The 15116-nt window shown below is 51.9% G+C and carries 14 protein-coding genes; 9 read left to right on the top strand and 5 right to left on the bottom strand.

Going from position 1 to position 15116, the window contains the following annotated elements:
• Positions 1-244: 244 nt before the first annotated feature.
• Entirely contained in the window at positions 245-1057 is an 813-nt protein-coding gene (gene mazG, locus ACK5LI_RS04375; RefSeq protein ID WP_416946609.1) for a nucleoside triphosphate pyrophosphohydrolase, read from the bottom strand.
• 71 nt (positions 1058-1128) lie between these two features.
• Positions 1129-1596, bottom strand: coding sequence for a CvpA family protein (locus ACK5LI_RS04370; protein ID WP_416946607.1), 468 nt, complete (start codon positions 1594-1596; stop codon positions 1129-1131).
• A 255-nt stretch (positions 1597-1851) separates the two neighbouring features.
• On the opposite strand from ACK5LI_RS04370, the gene ACK5LI_RS04365 reads away from it, so the two are divergent.
• From ACK5LI_RS04365 to ACK5LI_RS04345, 5 genes are all read left to right on the top strand, one after another.
• Complete coding sequence (locus ACK5LI_RS04365; protein ID WP_416946605.1) at positions 1852-3084, top strand: HDOD domain-containing protein; 1233 nt, start codon at positions 1852-1854, stop codon at positions 3082-3084.
• Positions 3077-3988: a histidine kinase gene (locus tag ACK5LI_RS04360; RefSeq protein WP_416946603.1), complete on the top strand. Its 912-nt coding sequence runs from the start codon at positions 3077-3079 to the stop codon at positions 3986-3988. The genes ACK5LI_RS04365 and ACK5LI_RS04360 overlap by 8 nt, the downstream gene beginning before the upstream one ends.
• Before the next feature lie 85 nt (positions 3989-4073).
• Entirely contained in the window at positions 4074-5144 is a 1071-nt protein-coding gene (locus tag ACK5LI_RS04355) for an HD domain-containing phosphohydrolase (protein WP_416946601.1), read from the top strand.
• Between the two features lie 2 nt (positions 5145-5146).
• Positions 5147-5371 carry a MoaD/ThiS family protein gene (locus ACK5LI_RS04350; RefSeq protein WP_416946599.1) on the top strand — a complete coding sequence of 75 codons (225 nt, stop codon included), beginning with the start codon at positions 5147-5149 and terminating at the stop codon, positions 5369-5371.
• Between the two features lie 3 nt (positions 5372-5374).
• Entirely contained in the window at positions 5375-6349 is a 975-nt protein-coding gene (locus ACK5LI_RS04345) for a HesA/MoeB/ThiF family protein (protein WP_416946597.1), read from the top strand.
• A gap of 102 nt (positions 6350-6451) precedes the next feature.
• Here the strand turns inward: ACK5LI_RS04345 and ACK5LI_RS04340 are convergent, their stop codons facing one another.
• Positions 6452-8185: an aldehyde ferredoxin oxidoreductase family protein gene (locus ACK5LI_RS04340; protein ID WP_416946595.1), complete on the bottom strand. Its 1734-nt coding sequence runs from the start codon at positions 8183-8185 to the stop codon at positions 6452-6454.
• Between the two features lie 244 nt (positions 8186-8429).
• Between ACK5LI_RS04340 and ACK5LI_RS04335 the strand changes: the two genes are divergently transcribed.
• Complete coding sequence (locus tag ACK5LI_RS04335; protein WP_416946593.1) at positions 8430-9014, top strand: hypothetical protein; 585 nt, start codon at positions 8430-8432, stop codon at positions 9012-9014.
• 83 nt (positions 9015-9097) lie between these two features.
• Here ACK5LI_RS04335 and ACK5LI_RS04330 read toward each other — a convergent pair whose 3' ends face one another.
• Positions 9098-9658, bottom strand: a complete 561-nt coding sequence (locus ACK5LI_RS04330) for a hypothetical protein (RefSeq protein WP_416946591.1) — start codon at positions 9656-9658, stop codon at positions 9098-9100.
• Positions 9659-9849: 191 nt separating this feature from the next.
• Here ACK5LI_RS04330 and ACK5LI_RS04325 point away from each other — a divergent pair, with 191 nt between their 5' ends.
• The 3 genes from ACK5LI_RS04325 (at position 9850) to ACK5LI_RS04315 (ending at position 13281) form a co-directional block, all read left to right on the top strand.
• Complete coding sequence (locus ACK5LI_RS04325) at positions 9850-10176, top strand: hypothetical protein (protein ID WP_416946589.1); 327 nt, start codon at positions 9850-9852, stop codon at positions 10174-10176.
• Positions 10177-10220: 44 nt separating this feature from the next.
• A complete protein-coding gene (locus ACK5LI_RS04320) occupies positions 10221-10601 on the top strand; it encodes a hypothetical protein (RefSeq protein WP_416946587.1) in 381 nt (126 codons plus the stop codon).
• Between the two features lie 130 nt (positions 10602-10731).
• Positions 10732-13281 (top strand): mechanosensitive ion channel domain-containing protein, encoded by a 2550-nt coding sequence (locus ACK5LI_RS04315; protein ID WP_416946585.1) that lies wholly within the window; start codon positions 10732-10734, stop codon positions 13279-13281.
• A 201-nt stretch (positions 13282-13482) separates the two neighbouring features.
• On the opposite strand, the gene ACK5LI_RS04310 is transcribed toward ACK5LI_RS04315, so the two are convergent.
• On the bottom strand, positions 13483-15027 hold the full coding sequence (locus ACK5LI_RS04310; protein ID WP_416946583.1) for an NAD(P)/FAD-dependent oxidoreductase: 1545 nt from the start codon (positions 15025-15027) through the stop codon (positions 13483-13485).
• Between the last annotated feature and the right edge of the window lie 89 nt (positions 15028-15116).

Raw genomic sequence — 15116 nt, 5'->3', positions numbered from 1 at the left:
GACAGCGCTATGTTCAGAACCATACTCTTTACTCTGCTTACTGCACGTCTCAATATAAACAGTGCATCCCTTAAACCGACACACGGCCCATCCATCAGACACCACAGGGTTGAGGGCATCTGCAACAGACACAGAAGCGCCCCCGTTGCCAACAGGAGCGCTTACATTTTTTCGGGTACAAGCAGTCAAAGAGGAGCGCTGTCTGCCGGAAACGCCGGCATTTCGCGCTGACGACTGAAGTCTTTTATGTATTTTTGCTGCTGTCATGCAGCTTTACCTCGTTCCAGAGGGCATCTTTTTCTTCAAAAGAGAGTGAGGGAAAGTCTAGCCCACGCTCGCGACAAAGGGCTTCCATAGCTTCAAAGCGTTGCAAGAAACGGACGTTCGCTCCGCCGATAGCCGCGTTTGCCTTTATCCCCTTACGCCTGCCAAGTTCAACCAGCGTAAAGAGGTAGTCACCGAACTCAGCTTCCTGCTGTTCCCTGCTTCCGCTTTCCAAAGCCTCTTCCCACTCCTGGCGTTCTGATTCGACCTGACGGAGAACATCTTCATCCTCAGGCCAGGTAAAACCTACGCGGGCAGCCTTAGAGTGCAGGCGGTAAGCCTTGAGAAGCGGCGGCAGTCCGGCAGGCAGACTGTCATAAATGCCCTTGGGCCGACCTTCGCCATCGCTTTTTTCCGAACGCTTGATAGCTTCCCACGCTTTGAGTTGTTCTTCTTTATTTTTGAAGGTCACTTCATCAAACACGTGCGGATGACGACGAATCATCTTTGCGGCAACGTCAGACATGGCGTCGTTCAGCGAGAAACCGGCTTTGTCCTGATACAGGCGGCCGATAAACGCCATCAAAAACATCACATCGCCCAGCTCTTCACGCACATCAGCTGCTTTGCCGGAACGAATGGCGTCCACAAGCTCAAAAGCCTCTTCCAGCACATAGTCACAAAGAGATTCAGGAGTCTGCTCTTTGTCCCACGGGCAACCGCCGGGACCGATTAACGATTCCAAAACCTCTGTAAGTTCCTGCAACGGAGTGGTTACTGCATCAGTAGTCATAACAAATTTGAGTGGTTATAAAGTTATATATAATTCAGCTACACGCAGTTAAAAATGCGCAGGCAAAAATGCTAAAAGGTATTTTCAGGAATATACTGCTCTACCATATCAGCTGTGCGCGCCAGATAAGGAGCTATTTTGGATTCCTGCACAAACTGCATATCGGGGACAAATTTAGTAAGTACGGCAAAAATGACAAGGCAGATAATCAAGCCCTTGGCAAAACCGACAACGCCCCCGCCGATGCTGTCCAGCAGGCCGCCGCCTGTGGCTTCCAGCACTTTGCGCAAGCCCACGGCAACCAGAGTGCACAGCACCATGACGCCCAGAAAAATTAAAACGTACGATACAATTTCCGACCAACCCGCCGAAACAAACCTGCCTACATACGGCACGGCTTCGGTATAATATGCGTTAGCCAGAAAAAAGCCGCCCACAAGACCGGCCACGGCGGCCACCTCGATCATCAAGCCGCGGAACAGTCCGCGGATCAGAAAAAATCCACCGATGAGCGCAAAAATCACGTCGAGGATACTCATACCAGCCCCTGTCGCACCTTTATGGTTAATCTTTGATTCCGGTACAAATGCCGGATGCTTCGGCACGTCTAACAGAATCCACTAAAAAGCGGAAGAAAGGAAACACGTATAACGATGAGAAACACGCCACTTGCCACAAGCGGCTACCTCGGTTACTACCAGATGATACGTTAAACATCTTAAAAATTTTACTTCCCTCAACAACTCGTATGTATTTTTTACAATTACGTACGTTATTACTATTGGTATCTATTTATGAGCAGGATCAACGTCTCATTACTCAAATCAGGAATGATTCTTTCTGAAGACGTCAAAGACAGCAACGGCAGAAAGTTATTATCCGCCGGCGAGGCTGTTACAGAAAAACACCTGCGTGTATTTAAAATTTGGGGCGTTGCAGAAGTTGCCATTGAAGGCGTAGAAGCAGAAGAGCTGGCAGGTGACGCGCTGGGAGCATTGTCGCCGGAACGTGTTCAAGCCGCCCGCGAAAGGGTGCTCAAGCGTTTTGCACTTAACGACCTTGAAGACGAAACAATCAAGACACTGATTCAGTGCGGCGTTACCGCCCTTGCAAAGGGCTCTGACCCCATTGAACCGTTTCCTGAATACAACACGTTACCGCCTGTGCCGCTTCCGTCAAAGCCCGTTGCGCTGGGTGATCTTATGCGGGGTGACCTTAAGCTGGGTTCACTGCCTCCGGTATTTCATCGCCTTGTAGACGTAGTTAACGACCCGCGCAGTTCCGCCACAGATATGGCTGAAGTTATTGCGAACGATACTGACCTGAGTGCACGGCTGCTGCGTCTGGTAAACAGTACGTTTTACGGCCTGCGGGCCAAAGTGGACACCATTACCCGGGCTGTAACTGTAATCGGCAGCAACCAGCTTGTATCACTTGCAATGGGAGCTGTAGTAACTACTTTTTTTAAAGGACTGCCCAATAACATCGTAGACATGCGCTCGTTCTGGGAGCATTCTGTAGCATGTGGGGTCGCTGCCAAACTGCTTGCCAGCCTGCACCGCATGCCTAATACAGAACGCTTTTTCGTTGCAGGTCTGCTGCATGACATTGGCAGGCTGGCAGCATATCGCCTGATGCCTGACCATACTCTGTATATTCTTACAGAGTCCCGCAGGCGCGGTGTGCCTATGCGCAGCCTTGAAAGAGAGATCCTCGGGTTCGGGCATGACGCGCTGGGCGGAAGATTGCTCAAGGAATGGCGTTGTCCGGTATCACTGGAACGCAATGTCGCTTTGCACCACAAACCCGGCAGCGGGCAAGGCGGTCTGGAAGCAGCCATAATGAGTGTCGCTGACACTCTGGCACATACAATGGAGTTCGGTACCAGCGGCGAAGTGCTGGTGCCAAGCCTGAACAAAGCCACATGGGACCTGCTCGGTCTTCCCGTGGGAGCACTTGAACAGGCTGCGGCGCAAATGGACTATCAGGTTCACGAAATAATAAGATTTTTTGAATTGAATGAGTAACGAAACACCATTCAGTCAGGCCAACCTGAAGGCCCGGCTCCGCAATTTGGAAGAACAGGCACGGTTTACGCTTGATGTTCTGGAAATGGCCTCGAATCTCGGGGACTTTCAAACCAGTATCAACAAGCTGCACGAACCTTCTTCACTGCTGCGCGAAGCCATGGAACGTGTCGGCGAGCTGGTACGCTTCTCAGCTATGGCGTTTTACCTTGTAGATGAGTCATCCTCCGACTTTTCTGTGGCTCTTTGTCAGCCGGAAGAATTCCGCTCTGTGGTGGATGACGAGCTGGAACACCTTATTGATACCGGTGTATTTGCCCTTGCCCTGCGCGAAAACAGGCCGATCACAGTTTATTCGCGCGATAACCAGCACAGGCTGGTTCTGCAGGCTCTGGCCACATCATCGCGCACCCGCGGCATGTTTGTCGGAGCGATGCCCCGCTCGGAACGAAACCTTTCGGGCATTCTGCTGTCTTTGTTATCCATAACGCTCAAGCACTGTGCCAACGCCATAGAAAGCTTTGAACTATATCGCCTGTTCAGAGAAAACGAAGCCAGACAGCGCGCAAAGCTGGATCAGTTGCCCGTAAGTATTGTTGATGCAACTCTGGACGGCCAGCTTATTTCTGCCACCGGTGCGCTTGTCCGGCAGTTTGCTTTGAACCCCAGTACGCAGATTTCTTCTTTACGGCTCCATGATCTGCTTCAGCCGGAAAGTAAACAAGAGCTGCAAGAGGCTATTGATACGTTGCAACAGCACACCCGACAGCTTCCGCTGCCGGATACACAGCTGCGCCTTACAGCCCGGGGAAGAAAGCAGAACGGAGACGGCTTCCCCGCAGTATTGCACATTACACTGCGTAGTGATGCAAGCGGGCCTTTCATCCGTGCTATTTTTGCATGACAGGTGTTGTTGTACGTCTTGCATCGCAAGGTTTTCACAGATAGTATAACATGAGATACTTTCTGAAACTAAGCGCGGCGGAACAATGACTGACCAATCCATTGCCATTCTGGTAATAGACGACGACCCTGTTATTCTTCGCAATATAGGCTGCTACCTTGAAGATTCTGGTTTCATTTTCTTATCAGCTATTGATGGAGCTTCGGGAATCGCAATATTCGAAGAAGAACGGCCCGATGCTGTTGTCGTTGATCTGAACATGCCAGGCATGAACGGGCTCGATGTAATCTCCCGCATATCTGCCCAGTCCCCGACCACCCCTATTATCGTTGTTTCCGGTACCGGTATCATTGACGAAGCTGTAGGCTCAATGAAATGCGGTGCATGGAACTTTCTTTCCAAGCCCATACGCGAAATGCAGAATCTGGAGGATGCCATAAACTCCGGACTGCGCCGTGCTCAGTCCATGCGGGAAAGCGCAGAATACAAAGAGACGCTGGAACGGATGGTGAAGCGTCGCACGCGGGAATTGCAACTTGCCAATGACAGGACCGAGGCAATCCTTATTGCCACAGTCAAATCGCTCAGCACCGTCATTAACATGAAGGACGCCTACACAGGCACTCATCAGCACAGAGTTGCCATAATCGCCCCTGCCATTGCGCAGGAGCTGGGCATGGATCACAACGGTCTCGAAGCAGTACGGCTGGCTGCACTACTCCATGATGTGGGCAAGATGGGACTCCCCTCTGAATTTCTGACAAAGCCTTCCGCACTTGATGCCAACGAGATGATGTTCATCCGCCAGCATCCTCAGATGGGATATGATATTTTAAAAGACGTGCCCTTTGAACTGCCTATACCGGAAATGGTGCTACAGCATCACGAAAGACTGGACGGCAGCGGATACCCCCATGGCCTGTCCGGCGATGCGATTCTGCCCGAAGCCCGTATTCTTGCTGTTGCGGACACCGTTGAAGCTATCTGCTCACACCGCCCGTGGCGACCGGCGCATCCATTTGACTATGCCCGCAAGATGCTTACTGAAAAGAAAGGAAGCGCATTCTGCCCAGAATGCGTAGACACATGCCTGAAGTTAATTGAACGACGCGACCCGCGTCTGACCATGTTTATTGCAACGATTGAAGGGCTGTAGCCATGAATATAGAAGTAAAATGTTTTGCCACCCTCTCCTGTCACTCTCCGCAAGGCAACACTCTGGAAATGCCGGAAGGTACAACTGTGGCACAAGTCATGACCCGGCTCGGCATTGCCGAAGAGGATGTAAAAATTATCTTCATCAACGGGCTGCATGTTGACACTGATGCCCTGCTTAATACCGGCGACAGGCTTGGCCTGTTCCCTGCTGTAGGCGGGGGCTGAGCAGTGCCCGAGCACCCTGTTTCCATTGCGCCTGAAGATGCCGGAACGAAGACAGAAGATGCCTCAGAAAGCTCTGTTCCTAACCTCAGCCCAAAGGTTGTGCCATCCACCCACGCCGATACTATTGTAAGCGCACCCCGAGCAAATGGAGTGCATCCGGAGGCGGACCCCGCCACATCCCTGATTCACAAATTTGCCTCAGGGGGCAGACTTCCACTGTCGGTTACAAAAAATATCGCCCACCAAATTGGTTGCCACACCAAAGATATTGAGCGCGCCGCTCTTTCGCAGGGCATTCTACCCGAGCGCTACATCAGAAACACCAGCCAACTTTCTCTCAAAGACCAGCTACGCCTTCTCGAATCTGACGTACTGCTAGTCGGCGCGGGCGGTTTGGGAGGACATGTCCTTGATATGCTTGCCCGGCTGGGAGTGGGCAAAATTACTGTTGCGGACGGGGATACCTTTGAGCCAAGCAATTTGAACAGACAATTGCTAAGTTCCACAGAAAGGCTTGGCTGTTCAAAGGCAGAGGCGGCTAAAGATCATGCAACGGCAGTCAATCCTGCCGTTGAAGTTTTGGTTGTAAACGAGTTTCTGGATGCATCAAGTCTGCCTGAACACATCAAGGGCAAACAACTGGTAATTGATGCACTTGGCGGTCTGCAAACCCGCCTTACTTTGCAAAAAGCCGCCCAGCAAGCCGGTGTTCCCATGGTCACCGCCGCTGTGGCAGGTTTTTCCGGCTACGTAGGCGTTGTCCTGCCGGATGAGGCTGGACCGGCAGAGCTTCTGGGAACAGGCGACGCGAGCACGACACCTGTGGAAGACTCTTTAGGTACGCCCGCCCCTGTCGTTGCATGTGCAGCAGCTATGCAATGTGCCGAAGCCGTGAAGATTCTTACCGGTAAACCCCACGCGAAGGGCATTCTCTTTTTCGACCTGAATGACAGAACATTTCAGAATGTAACTCTCTGAATTCTTCACACCATCCTGCAACCACAGCCTGTGCCATGCAGACAGAGCAAAAAACAAGGGCCGGAAAATCCGGCCCATTGTTCTTTATGTAGGTTGCGACAGTTACTGCACTTTGGCAGCCTGCAGTTCTTCAACACTGAAGTCCCATACCACGCCGTGGGGGTTCAGCTTTTCCTTCATCATGAAGGCAGGCAGCTGGTCATCGGCAGCGGTGAAACCGGCAGCGTTGTTAAAGTTGATTTCGTCCTTGAGAGTCGCAATACCAAGTGCGCCGAAGTCATCTCCGGTAAACTCGATGCCATGACGTGCGGATACCATGTCGCAGATGCACTGCACAGCGTCAGCGGTATCAAGAACCGCAAAAGCTACAAACAGGCACAGGCCCAGTGAGTCCACGGTGGCAGTGGCAATCTGCAGAGCCTTGGAGGTTTCGACCTGCCCTTCTTTGCCGAGCGGGTTCACATCGCCACCGACTTTCAGCATGTTCTGGCAGATAGCGTAACCGGCTGTGTGGTCGGCACCCTGAGTAGTGGTCGCATACGTTACGCCCACACCCTTTGCGGCTCTGGGGTCGTAAGCAGGCATGGACTGATTTTTTACTACAGGCACACGACTTACGCCGAAAGCCTGAGCAGTAAAGGCCACACCGTTACCGATAATTTTACCAAGAGCGTCTTTCTTGTCGCGGATGCGGTCTACCAGCTCATACGCAGCCTTGCCGTCACCCCACGGAATCACGCCGCCATCCATGGCAATAGCCACAGTGTTGCCGATTTCAATGGTATCAACGCCAAGGTCGTCGCACAGACGGTCCAGCTTGGCAATTTCGTCGATGTCTTTGATCAGAGCGTTACCACCAAAGGCCCATACGGTTTCGTATTCAAAGCCGGAGGTAAGGTATTCGCCCTTTTCGTCAACGTAGTTCTGCGAGCACTGGATAACACAGCCGGCGTGGCAGCCTTCTTTCGTCTTGCCACCACGCTTGGTGATAAACTCGGCAATGGTTTCACCGCTGATACCGGCTACATGGTCGCAACGACCATCACGGAAGTTTTTGGTGGGGAACGCGCCAGCTTCGTTAATGATGTTTACCAGAATAGCGGTACCGAATCCGGGCAGGCCCTGACCGGTAACAGGATGCGAGCGCAGAATTTCTGCCCAACGCTTGGAAGCGGCTTTGAACTTTTCAGGATCAGCGTAGGTAAAGCGCTCTCCGCCGGTATCGTCCAGCACCAGAGCCTTAACCTTTTTAGATCCCATGACAGCACCCAGACCGCCACGGCCTGCTGCACGGGCAGTACGGCCCCACGGGTCAGAGAACTGGATAGAGGCTCCGGTCAGACAGGATTCACCGGCAGGTCCGATGATCATGCCGGAAACCTTCTTGCCGTATTCTTCAGCAATCATATCCATGCTTTCGTAAGTGCCTTTGCCTTCCATTTCACCAGCATCAACAAACTTTACGCCGTCTTTGGTGATGATGATCTTGCAGAAAGGGGCGTCATCTTCAGGCTTGTCTTCCAGCACAAGGGCCAGAATATCAAGGCGGGCCATTTTCTGGCAGAACGTACCACCGGAGTTGGATTCCTTGATGGTGCCGGTCAGAGGCGATTTTGCACCCAGAGAAATACGGCCGGAGTTTGCAGCAGCAGTGCCCGAAAGCAGGCCGATTGCGGCAACAAGCTTATTGTCTGCGCTTAGTGCGTGCGTGTCGGCAGGAACCTCTTCCAGCACAAGACGCGAAGTCAGGTTACGGCCACCCAAGCCGGCGTATTTACCCGGCTCTTCGTAGCGAAAAGTACGCTCTTTAGTATTGATGCGAAGAATCTTTGGCATTTTAAGCCCCTTAGTTCGTTGTGTTAGTCCAAGCACACTAATGGTCGGAACAGCCCACAGTTCCGATTGCCCATTGCCCCTAGCGGGGCTATTGGGGTACCTCTAGGGATAGCAGAACACTACAACCGCGTGAAATATCATGTCAAAGAGATTATCAGCTCTCACAGGTTCTATTAAGTTATTTTTAACCTAAAAGAATACAATCAGGCCTTAAACGAACTAAAAATTACCAAGGACTACCAAGATGAACATTTCTATTTCAATTCCACAGTCAGCAAACAATTACTGGCGTCAAATGGGTCAGTCCGGACTTCGTATTTCCGCAGCAGTTAACTGCTCTGTTCGCTGTGTTTTAGAAGAAAGCTTAGGATTTACAAACGATTACATTGAGGAACGAATTGAAACGGTCTTTCTGGATGGCCATCCTGTTGATGACATTGATACTGCCACCGTTCCATCAGGTGCCCGCATGGCACTAGCTTCTGCTCTACCGGGGGCCGCAGGAGTGGCCATGCGCCGCAACAGTCCTTATGCAGCATTGCGTGGCGGCATTACTCATACGGCAACAAGCACAGGCCAGAAAATGCAAGGTATGGTCGAAGTTGTTCTGTTCAACCTGATTATGCAGCACCACACAATGCGCCTGCTTGCAAACGGCGTCTCTGTCAAATCCGGCATGCTTGCCGACATGATTGATAAAGCTTCAGCAGATGAGGTCGGAACCATTCAGGCAGACGGAAAAATTCAATCTGCAGCTGAGGCCGTGACTCTGCTCAGAAAAAAAGAAGGGGAATTTATCACGTTGACAGTAACCTGCATACAGGCCTGATGTAACATCACCGGACATGAGAAAAGCCGTGAACCGCAAATGTGCGGTGCACGGCTGCAAAAGCGACATCAAAAAACAGGCAACTATGACATGCCGGACTCAAAGCCGGGCAGCACAATGGTAGACGAGCTGTTGTCGCCGTTTCCTTTAGGACAGTTGGGCAGCAGGTAGCAGATTTCGCACCCGCCCTTAAAGGGGTAGTGGGTTACCACTGCATAGCGGCGGCTGAGGGCTGTTTCGCTGAGGTTGTAAGGAATGCCTTCAGCCTCAAGAGCGTCTTTAAGCGCCTCTGTAGGTTTGGGACCGGGAGCACATCCTGCATCCTGCACTTCGGGCAGAATTTCGTGCACGGCAGCCATGACAATGGACTGCGCCAGAGAGTTGTACAAATGTGCTTCGCTGGGAGACTTCTCCCACAGACCATCCACTTCCACTTCAACCGGTTCGCCCAGCCATACCACAAGGTATTCAATCTTACCGGCCTTGACGCGGCGCACCGTAAGCTCTTTGCTCCACTTTTCCCAGCAATCCACAAGGCGATCCATCATCTGGCCGCCGATGCGGGTTTCCTGAGCAACGCCCATAAACATTTCCACATCGAAGTACGGAGTTACTTCAACTGCTTCACTGGTATGTTCAGCCATAATACGGATCTCCCGAGGCTAGTGTAGTTACGTTTGGAATGGCGACTTTGCGCGATTAGCGCGCACCAGTCAAGTCCATGCATATGGGCGACAGGCTGCAACGCTTTACTTGGCAAGATGACTCCCGTAGATTATGAGAAGCGCAACCTAATTCCGGTCAGTCAAACGTGTTGGACACATGAGGCAATGGCATGAAGCAATACATCCCTCCGCTTCTGAACTTTAATGTGACAAAGCACTTTCCGCCCGGCAGGATGTATATCCTGCCGCTGGTCAGAGTACCCCGCGGCCCGTTATGGGATCCGCCTTATCTGCCCGCGCCTTATTCCCCCTTGCTGAGCGACGCAAAGGCTATCGTTAATGATACGGTAAGCGACATTCAGACCGCACACCAGGCCGGTTTTTCAAAGCGTGTCAAACAGGGGCAGATGCCCCCGCACTCCGGTCCGCTGACACGCCCTACTCCTGCCTCGTCACCAGAACTATATACCGGAAGACTGGTTGATACATCGCTGTAGCCGACTCGCGCCGTTTACATATTTTCACTCCAAGGAGCGTCAACATGACTCAGGATTCCCGTTTCCCCATTAAAATACGCTATGAATATAAGCAGGACAAAGAAGCACGACTGGAATACGCGCACGGCGTCTGGGGCGGAATCAATCCCCACGGCGAGATTGAAATGAATTTCTATTCCGAAAGCGACAAAATTCCTGAATGGTCCGAGCGTGTTGTTTCTCATGACGGTGCAATCGGCCATGAGATGGTTCCCGCGGAGACGGAAGACAAAACCGTAGTGCGCCACATTCATTCAAAAGTACTGCTGAATTACGAAACAGCACGAGCCATTTACGACTGGCTGGATGAAAAGTTGTCCACACTGGAAATGGAGTCCGAATCAGGCACCATGTTCAGCTCCGGTTCCGGCGGACTGGAGCAATAGTCAACTTGTACGCTAAAAAGGGGCACCAAATAGTGCCCTTTTTGTTTTAATTATAAAATGGATTAGTTACCACAAAATGTGATACATAGAGCTACAGTATACACATTTTACGTTGGATTGATGCAAGCTTATGGACAATACCCTTACGTCTTCCACCAGATTTATGGCTTATCTCCACTCTCCCGCCCGCTTCCTGCTTCTGCCTATGGCAGCCTTTTTTATAGTGCTGTATCTACCATTTACCCATATTTCTGGAGCACATGACGCAGCCCGGGCGTCTTCTGCCATGATGGCAGCATCTATGCTTAAAAAATCCGGCGAACAACCATCTGAAACAACTGAGGCTGCAGAAAGTACACTGGCAGCGCAACCGGAGCCCAAACCTTCATTTGAAGAAAAGCTCACCAAGGTCATCAATAATTTTTCAGACCTTGCAGACGAAACCGTTCGAAATGGAGCCATTGCCGTCGGCATGTGGCCACAACTGGCTGAATACATTAATGGGGCATTGTGGAATCTGCAAACCCGTACAGAAAAAAATCCTTCAACAGAAGGTAGCATTCTGTCTGCCCCCCCATCTGTTGCCCCTGCCACTTCATTACCGCACACGACAGCAGCTCATCAAACTGGAAAGTCAGAATCACCCGTAAGTTCTGGCAATGAAACGCAAGAGACGCCGGTAAGTCTGCCCCTCATTATATTTCTGACTATATGTGTATTCGGTGTTGCCTGGCTGGCAGAACTGGCCGCCCTGAAAGTACTGCATGGTTTACGCCGAAAACTGCTCCGAGGAGACAATGAAAGCCGGTTCGGAAAAATTGCCAAAGCGTCCGGTCTGTTTATGGTCGGCTTTGCAGGAATCATCACGTTTGCACTGGTTGCTGTGCCTGCGGCCGCCGTTGCAGGCAGCACGCTGGTTCCCGTGCGTTTTACCGTTTCATTTTTTATGGTGCCGGTCTTACGGTTAAGGCTCTTTCTGCTAATTATCCGGCTGCTCCTTATCCCCCATGCGGGACACCTCAGGCTTTTTCCCATGGGCGACGCGGCCGCTGCGCACATAAAAAAGTGGCTGTATGCGATTTTCACCTTCACTGTAATTACAGACACCGCCGTCATGCTGCTGGCTGCCAACGGCCTGCCTAAGCAACTGGCCTCTCTGTTACTAAGCATTGTGCTGTGTTTCTCTGTCAGCGGCATTCTGTACCTGATCTTTTACTACCGTGGTCCTGTGCGTGAACATATCTATCACGCAACAGGCAATCCGGAGCTTGCAATCGCCGCAAACTGGCACTGGTTGGCTGGTTTTTATGTGGTGGTACTCAGCGTGTTACGCATAATCTCGTACATCAACCTTTCGCCAAACCAGCAAAATGCCATCCTGCTCAGCTTTATAGCACTGCCTGTAGCCACTTTGCTGGACAGCATTGCAGGTATGACATTGGGCAGTAAGCCCGCCGCACCTGAAACCGCATTGCAAAACATGCCGGAATCAAACCGTGAGGAAGAGCCTTCTGCCCCTGCAGAGCCGCTTGGACTGCAATCAGCTGTTCTTACATCGCCTGAGGTGGCAACCGAAGAGCAAAAAACAGAGCATGATGCCGCTGCCGATGTACCGGAGCAGACAGCAGAAAACGCTACCGAGGCGCAACGCCACCTACGCACCGCACACAAACTGCTGCGCGTAATGCTGGTGCTGTCACTGGTATTCTTCCTGCTTCATGTGTGGGGTATTGAACTGCCGGTCGGGATGAAGTTTACAAAGGCTGTATTCAGCATCTTCATTACCATGACGCTGGGCTTCCTGTGCTGGGAGTATTTCCGCTCAGTCATTGACCGTAAGCTGAAAGACGAACACGGCGACGGAGCCGCGCACAACGACGATGGCGGCGGAGCGGGCGGCTCACGCAAGGCCACCCTGCTTACACTGTTACGCAAGCTGCTGCTCATCACCATATGCACAACTTCACTGTTCATCATCCTCAGCGGGCTTGGCATCGACATCGGCCCATTGCTGGCTGGTGCCGGTATTGTAGGTCTTGCTATCGGCTTCGGTTCGCAGACTCTGGTTAAAGACATTCTTTCCGGCGTATTTTTTCTACTGGATGATGCCTTCCGTATCGGAGACTATGTCGACACAGGAACGCACCGCGGCAATGTAGAGCACATTTCCATACGGGCACTCAGACTGCGCCACCCGCGCGGAGCCATCCATATCATTCCATATGGATCCCTGAAGTCGCTTACCAACTTCAGCCGCGACTGGTGCATCATGAAGTTACGCTTTCACGTAACGCACGACACCGACCCAAAAGAAATCAAAAAAATTGCGAAAGGCATTAACGCGGCCATCCGTGAAGATGAAAACCTTGGCAAGCTGCTGCTGGAAGACGTGAAGTCTCAGGGTGTGCGTGAAATTGACGAAACAGGCTTGCTGATGCGTATCAAGTTTAAAACCATTCCCGGAGGGCAGTTCCAGATACGCAAACAGGTTCTTACCATGTTGCGTCGTGAGTTTGAAAAGCGCGGTATCCGCTTTGCATCAAAGCGCGTATCTGTACACATTCCCGAACTGGATTCCCGCAATATAGAAGACCTGCCGCCCAAAGCAATTGCAGCAGCAACAGAAGCGGCGTTGGAAGAGGAGCAGGAGAAAACAAAGCACAAAGACGAAGGCAGGTAATCAGGTCAAAAGTAACGTTAAGGTGAAAAGGTAATATTGCGTTCGCTATAGTTTTCAAGGGGTTTCTTGGTATTATAGCTACGTTGAATGATGGCCCCGCCTGCTCAGCCTGCACAAGACCCGCTACGGCCTTCCCTTGCAATAAAAAAAGGGCGCTACGGTGAAAGCCATAGCGCCCTGAATACTGGAGAATAAAAGGGACTATCTTAACGCCGCAGCTACTGCGGTTGCCACCTTTTCACCATCCATCGCGGCGGAGACTATCCCACCCGCGTAGCCTGCGCCTTCGCCACAAGGAAAAAGCCCCTGCACGGCGGGGTGCTCCAACGTCTGCGGGTCACGGATGATACGCACAGGAGAGCTGGTACGGGATTCCACTGCAATCACTTTAGCTTCATTGGAATCGTACCCCTTGTACTTTTTGCCCAGTGCAGGCAAAGCCTTACGCAAGCGTGAGGCTACAAATTCCGGCAAAAGGTCGTGCAGAGGGGCAGAGTACACACCGGGGATATAGGAACTTTTGGGCAGATCAGCAGAGACGCTTCCCTTGATGAAATCGCCCACACGCTGGGCCGGTGCGCGCTGAGTCGCACCATCACCTGCCTCGAACACGGCTTTTTCCGCCGCAGCCTGAAAAGCCAAGGCTTCAAGCGGATCACCTGTTTTACACATGTCTTCCAGCCGCAATTCCACCACCAGTCCCGCATTGGCAAATGGTGCATTGCGCGCTGCCAAGCTCATACCGTTCAGCACAAGTTCACCCGGTGCAGTGGAGGCAGGCACAACAAAGCCGCCCGGACACATGCAAAAAGAAAAAACACCGCGCCCGTCCACCTGCGTTGTAATGCGATAGCTTGCAGCTGGCAGGTTAGGATGCCTTGGTGAGTGGTGATAAAAAATTTTGTCTATAAGCGCTTGGGGGTGCTCGATGCGTACACCAAGAGCAAACGGTTTTGCCTCGATGGGGATACTTCTGGAATGGAGCAGATGAAAAATATCCCGCGCAGAATGACCGGTAGCCAGAATTACCGCATCCGCTTTGACAGTGGTACCGTCCGCCAGATGCACGCCGGTAATACGGTTATCGTCCAATATAAAGTCATCCACATGCGCCCCGAAGCGCACCTCACCACCGCATGCCTCAATGGCGTTGCGCATGGCTGTTACGATTCTGGGCAACACATTGGACCCTAAGTGAGGGTGTGCATCAATACGGATATCGGGCGATGCTCCGTGCTCAACAAGTAAATCGAGTACGCGTGCCACGTTGCCGCGTTTGGTTGCTCTGGTATACAGCTTGCCGTCCGAATAGGTTCCTGCGCCACCCTCGCCGAAGCAGTAGTTCGAATGCGGATCAATTAACCCTTCGGTATAAATTTTCTTCAAGTCTTTACGGCGGGCGTTCACGTCCTTGCCCCGTTCAAGCACAACAGGCCGGATGCCATGCTCAAGCAGAGTCAATGCCGCATAGTAACCGGCAGGGCCTGCCCCCACCACAACAACGCGCTTATCGCCCAGCGGTACCGGACGAAACAGAGAAGGCTCTGGCAGAGCCTCCTGCGGGCCGACCACAACCTGAAAAGTAAACTGCGGCCTGCGCGAACGGGCATCAATAGAGCGCCTGCGCACTGTCACATTAATATCCGGCGTGTCCGGCATTCCGGCTTTCTTTAAAGCCGCGCGGCGTATTGCCCCGCTTTTATGAATATCTTCAGGATCAATTTTTATTTCTAGTAGTTGTTGCATCGTATGTTTCTATCCACCGTCATAAAAGACGGAAAAAATGACCGGTAAACCGGCAACGGGAAGCAGTATTACGCTAATATACTTCAACA

It is taken from the genome of Oleidesulfovibrio sp., from assembly GCF_047973035.1.
Lineage (GTDB): Bacteria > Desulfobacterota > Desulfovibrionia > Desulfovibrionales > Desulfovibrionaceae > Oleidesulfovibrio.
Note: the sequence above shows the minus strand (reverse complement) of the source record. Positions and strands in the feature narration are given on the sequence as shown.

What these genes read in the sequence shown, in the direction of transcription:
- mazG (WP_416946609.1), bottom strand. Translation starts at nt 1,057, where the DNA reads ATGACTACTGATGCAGTAACCACTCCGTTGCAGGAACTTACAGAGGTT.
- ACK5LI_RS04370 (WP_416946607.1), bottom strand. Translation starts at nt 1,596, where the DNA reads ATGAGTATCCTCGACGTGATTTTTGCGCTCATCGGTGGATTTTTTCTG.
- ACK5LI_RS04365 (WP_416946605.1), top strand. Translation starts at nt 1,852, where the DNA reads ATGAGCAGGATCAACGTCTCATTACTCAAATCAGGAATGATTCTTTCT.
- ACK5LI_RS04360 (WP_416946603.1), top strand. Translation starts at nt 3,077, where the DNA reads ATGAGTAACGAAACACCATTCAGTCAGGCCAACCTGAAGGCCCGGCTC.
- ACK5LI_RS04355 (WP_416946601.1), top strand. Translation starts at nt 4,074, where the DNA reads ATGACTGACCAATCCATTGCCATTCTGGTAATAGACGACGACCCTGTT.
- ACK5LI_RS04350 (WP_416946599.1), top strand. Translation starts at nt 5,147, where the DNA reads ATGAATATAGAAGTAAAATGTTTTGCCACCCTCTCCTGTCACTCTCCG.
- ACK5LI_RS04340 (WP_416946595.1), bottom strand. Translation starts at nt 8,185, where the DNA reads ATGCCAAAGATTCTTCGCATCAATACTAAAGAGCGTACTTTTCGCTAC.
- ACK5LI_RS04335 (WP_416946593.1), top strand. Translation starts at nt 8,430, where the DNA reads ATGAACATTTCTATTTCAATTCCACAGTCAGCAAACAATTACTGGCGT.
- ACK5LI_RS04330 (WP_416946591.1), bottom strand. Translation starts at nt 9,658, where the DNA reads ATGGCTGAACATACCAGTGAAGCAGTTGAAGTAACTCCGTACTTCGAT.
- ACK5LI_RS04325 (WP_416946589.1), top strand. Translation starts at nt 9,850, where the DNA reads ATGAAGCAATACATCCCTCCGCTTCTGAACTTTAATGTGACAAAGCAC.
- ACK5LI_RS04320 (WP_416946587.1), top strand. Translation starts at nt 10,221, where the DNA reads ATGACTCAGGATTCCCGTTTCCCCATTAAAATACGCTATGAATATAAG.
- ACK5LI_RS04315 (WP_416946585.1), top strand. Translation starts at nt 10,732, where the DNA reads ATGGACAATACCCTTACGTCTTCCACCAGATTTATGGCTTATCTCCAC.
- ACK5LI_RS04310 (WP_416946583.1), bottom strand. Translation starts at nt 15,027, where the DNA reads ATGCAACAACTACTAGAAATAAAAATTGATCCTGAAGATATTCATAAA.